Raw genomic sequence first — 1,483 nt, 5'->3', positions numbered from 1 at the left:
TTGTATTAGTTCTCTTCGGATCCTTTTTTGTACTTTTGTTAATGGGCGCTCCGATCAGTATCTCGTTAGGTGTAGCGGCGTTAGCGTCCTATTTCTATCTGGGTGAGAACCCAATTACTTTTGTACAGATTGCTTTTACCTCAGTTGGTTCTTTTCCATTGATGGCGCTTCCTGCTTTTATTTTGGCGGGTGCTCTGATGGAGGCGAGTGGTATTTCCAAGCGGCTCGTAAATTTAGCGGAAAGTTTTGCTGGCCCAGTAACAGGTGGTATATCGGCAGCGGCAGTACTGGCTTGTATGTTCTTTGGTGCCATCTCTGGTTCGGGTCCAGCGACAACGGCAGCGGTAGGGATGCTAATGATTCCTGCTATGGCTAATCGAGGTTACGATAAAGGGTACGCATCTGCGGTTGTGGCCTCTGCGGGTGGATTAGGTATTATTATTCCACCATCGATTCCTATGGTTATCTTTGGTATCTCAGCAATGGGGCTGGCTGTACCTCCTGAAGCAATTGAAAAATTTGGTACCTTCCAAAGTATCTCGATTTCTAAAATGTTTATTGCCGGTGTTTTCCCAGGTTTGGTTATCTCTATGAGCTTGATCATAGTGAACTATTTCCGCTGTAAGCGTCTTGGTTACAAAGGAACCGAAGGTGGTTGGGATTTCAAACACATTGCACGAACTATGCGTTCTGGTTTTTGGTCTGTTCTTGCTCCGTTGGTTATCTTAGGCGGTATCTACTCAGGATTTTTCACTCCGACTGAATCTGCCATTGTTGCGATATTCTATACTCTGTTTGTTGGTGCCTTTATCCATAGAGAGCTTACTTGGAGTGCTATTTTTCGCTCGCTAGAAACGACTACATGGTTGTCTGGCCGAATAATGCTTATTTTATTCTGTGCAACCGTCTTTGGGCGTTTGCTGATAGAGAATAATATACCGGCTGTCGTAGCGGATTCTATGTTGAGTTTGACTGACAATATTTACCTAATCTGGTTCTTGATTATCATATTCCTACTGTTTGTTGGTATGTTTATGGAAACATTGGCTGCGATTATGATCCTGACGCCTGTGTTGTTGCCTGTGACTTATAATCTAGGTATTGATCCTGTTCAGTTTGGTATTGTGATGATTTGCTGTCTTTCAATTGGTTTTGCTACACCGCCTCTTGGAGAGAACTTATTTGTTGCATCGGGTATTTCGAAAGTATCACTGGAAGAAATAACAGTTAAAGCGCTTCCATTTACATTGTCATCGACAGTGGCAGTATTTGTTATTGCTTACTTCCCTGAAATATCCTTATATTTGCCGAGGCTATTTGGTTATTAGCGAGTTTTAATTTAAATGCTTGTAAGAGATTTTCTTACAAGCATTTCTCTATTGTCCATTTGGAGGTAATAGTATGCTGCCTGAAGTTGGTAAGATTTTATACAGTACTGATTTGTCTAAAAGTTCGATGAAAGCTTTTGATCAGGCTGTTTATA

At 41.7% G+C, this 1,483-nt stretch carries 1 protein-coding gene; it reads left to right on the top strand.

What is annotated here, in order from left to right:
• Nucleotides 1-1,328: TRAP transporter large permease (locus V6259_RS19480; RefSeq protein ID WP_341585946.1), on the top strand; the 1,328-nt coding region annotated here is incomplete at its 5' end.
• Between the last annotated feature and the right edge of the window lie 155 nt (nt 1,329-1,483).

The sequence above is a fragment of the Marinomonas sp. TI.3.20 genome, from assembly GCF_038155025.1.
Lineage (GTDB): Bacteria > Pseudomonadota > Gammaproteobacteria > Pseudomonadales > Marinomonadaceae > Marinomonas > Marinomonas flavescens.
The sequence above is the reverse complement of the archived record's forward strand: the minus strand, read 5'-3'. Positions and strand labels throughout refer to the sequence as shown.